Source organism: Helicobacter pylori (assembly GCF_003636935.1).
Lineage (GTDB): Bacteria > Campylobacterota > Campylobacteria > Campylobacterales > Helicobacteraceae > Helicobacter > Helicobacter pylori_CH.
This window is the reverse complement of sequence record NZ_MVVH01000021.1, coordinates 1-9,165: the sequence shown is the minus strand read 5'-3', so window position 1 is coordinate 9,165 and position 9,165 is coordinate 1. Positions and strand designations below refer to the sequence as shown.

Below are 9,165 nucleotides of genomic sequence, written 5' to 3'. Positions count from 1 at the left end.
GATTTTTGCGTCCCTGCATGGCTGTTATCCAAACTCGCTTGATTGATAGTGATATTGTTAGTTGCATTGAAATTGAGCGTGGCCCCACCGCCATCAGAATAGGAGTTTCCGGTTGTGATATGGCTAGAATTAAAATTAATCGTTTGAGCGTCATAAGTTCCCGTGATATAGCCTACATCACCCCCATTAATACCTATGCCTCCAAAACGGATATTCCCCCCTATATCAAGCGTGCCGTTATTGAATTTTTGCGTGAAGCTATCCCCCCCAGCGCTATAAGTGGTAAGAGTGTTTAAATAATAAGTCCCAGAGCCTTGAGCGCTACTAAAAAGACAATAGGAGTTGTGCGTGGGCGAATTAGGACCGCTTTCAATATTGTCATGATAACTCCAAGTCGACCATGACCAATAAGTGCATTCGTTAGCCCTTAGGTGGGATAATCCCCCCAACGCTCCTATCAATAAAACCGAAGCTTTTAAAAAAGATTTGTTTTTATTAAAGGGCTTTTCAATGGATTTTGTTTTTTTATGGCGTTTTAAGGGCTTTTCACATTTTAAGATTTGATTCAATTTGAAAAATTTCTTTGAGACCTTATTCAATTTGAAAGATCTCTTTGAAATAAACCTAGAAATCAATCTAGCCTTTTTAAACGCCATTTAAAACTCCAATCGTTTTTGTAAATCCCACATTATACAACTTGATGTTAAACAAGCTCAAAAAGATTCGCAAAATGACTCAATAATGATACACAAATTGCGCCATATCCACCAAACGATTAGAATACCCCCATTCGTTATCATACCACCCCATGATTTTGACCATATTCTCTAGCGTGAAAGTCAAGTCAGGCGCGATAATGACGCTATGCGGATTAGAAATAAAATCAGAACTCACCCTTTCTTTTAAATCTATTTCTAACACGCCTTTTAAAACCCCTTTGGAAGCTTCCATCAATAAATCATTGATCGGATCTCTGAGAGCCTTTTTTTCTAAAAACAAACTCAAATCTATCATGGACACATCAAGGCTAGGCACCCTCACGCTATGCCCATGCATTTTGTTTTTGAGGTTGGGTAAAACTTTATGCAAGGCTAGAGCGGCTTTAGTGGTGGTGGGGATAATGTTGCTTGCAGCTGCTCTGGAGCGCCGTTTATCCAAAGGGTGGGCCAAATCAATGAGTTTTTGATCGCTCGTATAACTATGAATAGTCGTTAGCATGCCCTCTTTAATATTAAAAGCTTTATCTAAAATCGCGCAAATGGGCGCGATAGCGTTAGTCGTACAAGAGGCGTTAGAAACAATGGCTTGGTTTTGATAGAGAAAATGATTGACCCCATACACTAAAGTAGGGTATTGTTTTTCATCGTATTCGCCTATAAAGGGAGCGGATAATAAAACCTTTTTAGCCCCAAGCAAAAGGTAATTTTCTAGCGTTTTAGGCTCTAAAAACTTCCCTGAACACTCTATGATAACATCCACGCCTTCTAAGTCTTTGATACTATTAAAAACAGGGATTTCTAACGAGCCGATAATAAGCTTACCATTAGAGTAACGCGCCTCTTCATTGAGCAGCCCATGCACGCTGTCATGCTCTAAAAGATAAGCGAGAATTTCCCAATTAGCAGGGTCATTGATGCCTATCACTTCTAAGTCAGGGTTTGTATCATTGCGCTCTAAGATTGCTCTTAAAACGCATCTCCCAATGCGGCCAAATCCATTGATAAAAATTTTCATCGTAACTATTATCCTATTTTCAGACTTCAATTTCAATTTTAGGGGGTTTTGTTTGGTATTTTACTACATTTTGCGCTATTATATTGGACCTATCTGTAGGGTTAATTAAAATTATTTATTAAGTTGAAATTCAAGGAGTAAAACATGGCATTGTATGACAGAGCTGATTCTCGTAATGCGTATGCAGAAAATTCTTTATTGCATGAAAGCGAGCTGGTGGGTTTTGTTAAAACGACTTACAAGTTCTTTGCGGGTAGTTTGTTATTAGCGACTATTGGGGCGTTACTGGGTTTAATGAACTTTCAAGCCGTAGTGCAGTATAAATGGGTGTTTTTTATCGCTGAAATTGCGGCGCTTTTTGGTTTGATGTTTTCTAAATCCAAACCCGGATTGAATCTATTCATGCTGTTTGCTTTCACTTCATTATCAGGGGTTACTCTAGTGCCTTTGTTGGGTATGGTGATTGCAAAAGCTGGTTTGGGAGCGATCTGGCAAGCTTTAGGCATGACGACTATTGTTTTTGGTTTGATGAGCGTGTATGCCCTTAAAACTAAAAACGACTTAGCGAATATGGGTAAAATGCTCTTTATCGCTTTGATCGTGGTGGTGGTGTGTTCGCTCATTAACTTGTTTTTGGGTAGCCCCATGTTCCAGGTTGTCATTGCGGGAGCGAGTGCGATTTTATTCAGTCTTTACATCGCTTATGACACCCAAAACATCGTTAAAGGCATGTATGATAGTCCCATTGATGCGGCGGTGAGCTTGTATTTAGACTTTTTGAATGTCTTTATTTCTATCTTGCAAATTATTGGTATTTTTTCAGACAGAGACAAATAGTTTGAAAAAATAGGGGGGGGACGCCACGCAAAAATCCGACTTAAAAAATATTTTAAAACTAATAACACTTCATTTTATATTCTTTCTTTAAGGATGAGTTATGCCTAAACGCACCGATATTTCTAACATTCTACTAATAGGATCAGGCCCTATTGTGATCGGGCAAGCTTGCGAATTTGACTACTCAGGGACTCAAAGTTGTAAAACCTTAAAATCTTTAGGTTATAGAGTGATCTTAATCAATTCTAACCCGGCCACCGTGATGACTGACCCTGAATTTTCTCATCAAACTTATATCCAACCCATCACTGGAGAAAATATCGCCGCTATCATCAAAAAGGAAAAAATTGACGCTATTTTACCCACAATGGGCGGGCAAACCGCTTTGAATGCGGTCATGCAAATGCACCAAAAGGGCATGTTAGAAGGCGTGGAACTTTTAGGGGCTAAGATTGAAGCGATCAAAAAAGGCGAAGACAGGCAGGCTTTCAAAGAAGCGATGTTAAAAATCGGGATGGATTTGCCTAAAGGGCGTTACGCTTATAGCGAGTTAGAAGCCCTAGAAGCCATTAATGAAATTGGTTTTCCAGCCATTATCAGAGCGAGTTTCACGCTGGCTGGGGGAGGGAGTGGGGTCGCTTATAATATTGAAGAGTTTCAAGAATTGGCTAAAAACGCCCTGGACGCTTCGCCCATTAATGAAATTTTGATTGAAGAGTCCTTGTTGGGGTGGAAAGAATATGAAATGGAAGTCATACGAGACAGCAAGGATAATTGCATCATTGTGTGCTGTATTGAAAATATTGACCCCATGGGCGTTCATACCGGTGATAGCATCACCATCGCTCCAAGCCTTACTTTAACCGATAAAGAATACCAACGCATGCGCGATGCGAGCTTTGCGATTTTGAGAGAAATTGGCGTGGATACGGGCGGAAGCAATGTGCAGTTTGCGATCCACCCAGAGACTTTAAGAATGGTTGTGATTGAAATGAACCCACGGGTGAGCCGCAGCTCCGCATTAGCTTCAAAAGCGACCGGGTTTCCTATTGCAAAAGTCGCTACCATGCTTGCGGTGGGTTTTAGCTTAGATGAAATTAAAAACGATATTACCAACACCCCGGCGAGTTTTGAGCCTAGTTTGGATTATATCGTGGTGAAAATCCCTCGCTTTGCGTTTGAAAAATTTGCCGGTGTTTCTAGCACTTTAGGGACTTCTATGAAAAGCATTGGCGAAGTGATGGCGATAGGGGGGAATTTCTTAGAAGCCTTACAAAAAGCGTTATGCTCTTTGGAAAACAATTGGCTAGGGTTTGAATCGTTAAGCAAAGATTTAGAAATAATAAAAAAGGAAATCCGCCGGCCCAATCCCAAACGCTTGCTTTATATCGCTGATGCGTTCAGGCTCGGCGTTAGCGTTGATGAAGTGTTTGAATTGTGCCAGATTGACAGGTGGTTTTTATCTCAAATTCAAAAGCTAGTCAAAGCAGAAGAAGGCATCAATTCTAGCGTTTTAACGGACGCCAAAAAATTAAGAGGGCTTAAAAATTTAGGCTTTAGCGATGCTAGGATTGCCGCTAAAATCAAAGAAAATGAAAATTTAGAGGTGAGTCCTTTTGAAGTGGAATTAGCTAGATCTAATTTACAAATCGCACCCAATTTTGAAGAAGTGGACACTTGCGCGGCGGAGTTTTTATCGCTCACGCCTTATTTGTATTCCACCTATGCCCCTAACCCTTTGCCCCCTGTTGAAAACAAACAAGACAAGAAAGAAAAGAAAATCCTAATCATAGGCTCTGGGCCTAACCGCATCGGTCAAGGCATTGAATTTGATTATTGTTGCGTGCATGCGAGCTTTGCTTTAAAAGATTTGAACATTAAAAGCGTCATGCTCAATTGCAATCCAGAAACCGTTAGCACGGATTATGATACCAGCGATACGCTTTATTTTGAACCCATTCATTTTGAATGCGTGAAAAGCATCATTCAAAGGGAGCGCGTGGATGGCATTATCGTGCATTTTGGGGGACAAACCCCTTTAAAACTCGCTAAAGATTTAGCCAAAATGCAAGCCCCCATTATTGGCACGCCTTTTAAGGTGATTGATATTGCAGAAGACAGGGAAAAATTTTCCCTCTTTTTAAAAGAGCTTGACATCAAGCAGCCTGAAAACGGCATGGCTAAAAGCGTTGATGAAGCTTATAGCATCGCTAATGTGATTGGTTTCCCTATCATTGTGCGCCCTAGTTATGTGCTAGGCGGCCAACACATGCAAATTTTAGAAAATATTGAAGAACTGCACCATTATTTAGAAAGCGTTACGCATGCTTTAGAGATCAGCCCTAAAAACCCGCTCCTCATTGATAAGTTTTTAGAAAAAGCGGTGGAATTAGACGTGGATGCTATTTGCGATAAACAAGAGGTCTATATTGCCGGCATTTTACAGCATATTGAAGAGGCGGGTATCCATTCAGGCGATTCTGCATGCTTTATCCCTTCCACTTTAAGGGCTGAAATTTTAGATGAAATTGAGCGGGTGAGCGCGAAAATCGCTCTGCATTTAGGCGTGGTAGGGCTATTGAATATCCAATTTGCCGTATATGAAAACGCGCTGTATTTGATTGAAGTCAATCCCAGAGCCAGCCGAACCGTGCCTTTTTTAAGCAAGGCTTTAGGCGTTCCTTTAGCCAAAGTAGCGACTAGGGTTATGGTATTAGAAGATTTGAAAGAAGCCCTGAAGTTCTATGATAAAAAAAATATAGTAGAGTATTCTAATGGCGTTTATAAGCCTAAAATGCCCCATTTTGTGGCCTTAAAAGAAGCGGTTTTCCCTTTTAATAAACTTTATGGATCGGATCTGATTTTAGGACCTGAGATGAAAAGCACCGGCGAAGTGATGGGGATTGCTAGATCTTTAGGGTTGGCTTTTTTCAAGGCGCAAACGGCTTGCTTTAACCCCATTAAAAACAAGGGGCTTATTTTTGTCTCTATTAAAGATAAGGATAAAGAAGAAGCATGCGTTTTAATGAAACGATTGGTTCAGTTGGGTTTTGAATTGTGTGCTACAGAAGGCACGCATAAAGCCTTAGAAAAAGCCGGGGTAAAATCTTTAAAAGTGCTTAAAATCTCCGAGGGCCGCCCCAATATCATGGACTTAATGATGAATGGGGAAATCAGCATGGCTATCAACACCAGCGATCACAAATCTCAAGATGACGCCAAACTCATTCGCGCTTCTGTGCTTAAAAACCATGTGAGTTATTTCACGACTTTAAGCGCGATAGAAGTCTTACTTTTAGCGTTAGAAGAAAGCTCTCAAAAAGACGAGTTGTTAACCTTACAAGATTATTTGAAGTAATTTGATGGCGTTAGTGTATCTCGTTCAAAGCGATACCACGATAGGATTGCTTTCTAAAGACAGCGAAAAGCTCAACGCCTTAAAAGGCCGCCCTAAAAACCAAAGCGTTTTAATAGAAAGCACTGATTTTAGCACCCTAAAAAGCCTAGTGCGTGCACCCAATGCGTTTAAAAGCCTCATTAGAAGAAGCGCTAAAACCACTTTTATTTACCCTAACTCTAAGGCCGTTCGTGTGGTTAGGGGCAGGCATGGGGATTTTTTAAAGCGTTTTAAAACGCTCTATAGCACCTCAGCCAACCTCACCCAATGCGCTTATGATAAAGAAATCGCTTTTAGTCTCGCTGATGTGATTGTGAGCGATGAAAGAGGTTTGTTTGAAAGCTCTAGCTCTAAAATATTCAGGCTTTATAAAAATAAAAAAGTGAGAATAAGATAAAAAAGACCTTTCGCATTCTGCGCGCTTTGAAAGGGGTTTTTGTGGGATTTTTCTAAAAGTTTATCATTTGTTTATTAAAAATGGCTAGCTCTTTTAAGGTGATTGTAATATTTTTTTGATTATAATAACACATTTATTTTTTAAGAGAAATTATTATCATATTTAGGATTTTAAGAATGAATGACAAGCGTTTTAGGAAGTATTGTAGTTTTTCTGTTTTTTTGTCTTTATTGGGAATGTTTGAATTAGAGGCCAAAGAAGAAGAAAAAGAAGAAAGAAAGACAGAAAGAAAAAAAGATAAAGAAAAGAACGCCCAACACACTCTAGGCAAGGTTACCACTCAAGCGGCTAAAATCTTTAATTACAACAATCAGACAACTATTTCAAGTAAAGAATTAGAAAGAAGGCAAGCCAACCAAATCAGCGACATGTTTAGAAGAAACCCCAACATCAATGTGGGCGGTGGTGCGGTGATAGCGCAAAAGATTTATGTGCGCGGTATTGAAGACAGATTGGCTCGGGTTACGGTGGATGGAGCGGCGCAAATGGGCGCGAGCTATGGGCATCAAGGCAATACGATTATTGATCCTGGAATGCTCAAAAGCGTGGTGGTTACTAAGGGGGCGGCTCAAGCGAGCGCGGGGCCTATGGCTTTGATTGGCGCGATTAAAATGGAGACTAGAAGCGCAAGCGATTTTATCCCTAAAGGTAAAGACTACGCCATAAGTGGGGCTGCAACTTTTTTAACCAACTTTGGGGATCGAGAAACCGTGATGGGTGCTTATCGTAACCATCATTTTGATGCGCTTTTGTATTACACGCACCAAAATATTTTCTATTATCGTGATGGGGATAATGCGATGAAAAATCTTTTTGACCCTAAAGAAAATAATAAAGTTACAGCAAGCCCTAGCGAGCAAAACAATGTGATGGCTAAGATCAATGGTTATTTGAGCGAAAGGGATATTTTAATGCTCAGTTATAACATGACTAGAGATAACGCTAATCGCCCTTTAAGAGCGAATTTTACAGGCACTTTTTTACCCTATTCTTGCGGTGATTTTAACGCTTTCCCTAACGAACAAAACCCTGATGATTGTTTGTTTGAAAATGACGCTAGTTTGTTTAAAACTTATAGCGTCAATTTAGTGCATAATGTGAGTTTGAACTATGAAAGAGAAGGGGGGAGTCGTTTTGGCGATCCTAAATTAAAAATCAACGGCTATACCAGCGTTAGGAATGTCCAAATTGACCCGCTTTTTAGGCCTAACGATATAGCGACTATCATCCCTTTCACCCCAAACCCACAACTCTCTCAAAATGAAGAAAATCAATGCGTGGCGCAAGGGGGCATTTATGACGCTACTAAACAAACCTGCTCCATCACTTTTAAAAGCCTTGGAGGGGGATCTGTGGTCGCTAATAAAAATTTATTCATCATCAATTCCGGGTTTAATGCGAACGTGATCCACACCATAGATCATAAAAATGACAATCTTTTGGAATACGGGTTGAATTACCAAAACTTAACCACTTTTGATAAAGCGATCCCTAATAGCGAATTAGTCAAGCCCGGCGATGCCCCTGATGCATGCTTAAGGGTTACAAGCCCCAATGATCCTAACATGAACGGGCGTTGCCAACGAAATGGTGCTACGGCGAATGTAATTGGGGTGTATGCGCAAGCGAATTACACCTTGCACCCTATGGTTACTTTAGGGGCAGGGACTCGTTATGACGTTTATACTTTAGTGGATAAAGACTGGCAATTGCACGTAACTCAAGGGTTTAGCCCTAGTGCGGCTTTAAATGTCTCGCCTTTAGAAAATTTGAATTTCAGGCTTTCTTACGCGTATGTAACCAGAGGCCCTATGCCTGGAGGTTTGGTATGGATGCGTCAAGACAATTTGCGCTATAACCGCAATTTAAAGCCAGAAATTGGGCAAAATGCGGAATTTAACACCGAATACAGCAGTGAGTATTTTGATTTCAGGGCTGCCGGTTTTGTCCAATTGATTTCTAATTACATCAATCAATTTTCTTCAACGCTTTTTGTAACCAACTTGCCCGCGCAAGATATTATTTATGTGCCGGGTTATGAAGTTTCAGGGACGGCTAAATACAAGGGCTTTTCTTTAGGCTTGAGCGTGGCGCGATCATGGCCTTCTTTAAAAGGGCGTTTGATCGCTGATGTGTATGAATTGGCTGCCACAACCGGCAATGTGTTTATTTTAACGGCAAGCTATACAATCCCACGCACAGGCCTTAGCATCACTTGGCTTTCACGATTCGTTACCGATTTAGATTATTGCTCTTATAGCCCTTATCGTAACGGCCCTACGGATATTGACAGACAGCCTAGCAATTGCCCTAAAACGCCTGGGATTTTTCATGTGCATAAACCCGGCTATGGGGTGAGCAGTTTTTTTATCACTTACAAGCCCGCTTACAAAAAACTCAAAGGGTTGAGCCTGAATGCGGTGTTTAACAATGTTTTTAACCAACAATATATTGATCAAGCAAGCCCGGTGATGAGCCCTGATGAACCCAATCAAGACAAATACGCAAGGGGCATGGCAGAGCCTGGCTTTAACGCTAGATTTGAAGTTTCTTATAAGTTTTAATAATGGATCTAAAAATGAGGATTTCATGGGTAGCGGATCTAATCAAAAATAAAACATTCTTTAAAAGTAACAAATATATGATTTTAATCCTTTAATTTTAAACCAATTTACAATAAAGGGTTATTTTTTATAAAATAAGGTTGTGGGTTTTAATTAATATTTTAACTTCATGCTAT

At 40.3% G+C, this 9,165-nt stretch carries 6 protein-coding genes; 4 read left to right on the top strand and 2 right to left on the bottom strand.

Features of this window, described 5'->3' with window-relative positions:
- A partial coding sequence (locus EAL87_RS07830) for a vacuolating cytotoxin domain-containing protein (RefSeq protein WP_205584690.1) occupies positions 1-656 on the bottom strand: 656 nt, incomplete at its 3' end.
- Positions 657-735: 79 nt separating this feature from the next.
- Positions 736-1,734 carry a type I glyceraldehyde-3-phosphate dehydrogenase gene (gap, locus tag EAL87_RS07825; protein ID WP_120914226.1) on the bottom strand — a complete coding sequence of 333 codons (999 nt, stop codon included), beginning with the start codon at positions 1,732-1,734 and terminating at the stop codon, positions 736-738.
- Between the two features lie 144 nt (positions 1,735-1,878).
- Here gap and EAL87_RS07820 point away from each other — a divergent pair, with 144 nt between their 5' ends.
- From EAL87_RS07820 to EAL87_RS07805, 4 genes are all read left to right on the top strand, one after another.
- Complete coding sequence (locus tag EAL87_RS07820) at positions 1,879-2,571, top strand: Bax inhibitor-1/YccA family protein (RefSeq protein ID WP_120841900.1); 693 nt, start codon at positions 1,879-1,881, stop codon at positions 2,569-2,571.
- Between the two features lie 100 nt (positions 2,572-2,671).
- Positions 2,672-5,929, top strand: a complete 3,258-nt coding sequence (carB, locus tag EAL87_RS07815) for a carbamoyl-phosphate synthase large subunit (protein WP_120914224.1) — start codon at positions 2,672-2,674, stop codon at positions 5,927-5,929.
- Positions 5,930-5,933: 4 nt separating this feature from the next.
- Positions 5,934-6,365, top strand: coding sequence for a Sua5 YciO YrdC YwlC family protein (locus EAL87_RS07810; RefSeq protein ID WP_120914222.1), 432 nt, complete (start codon positions 5,934-5,936; stop codon positions 6,363-6,365).
- Between the two features lie 176 nt (positions 6,366-6,541).
- Entirely contained in the window at positions 6,542-8,989 is a 2,448-nt protein-coding gene (locus tag EAL87_RS07805; RefSeq protein ID WP_120914220.1) for a TonB-dependent receptor domain-containing protein, read from the top strand.
- The last annotated feature ends 176 nt before the right edge of the window (positions 8,990-9,165 follow it).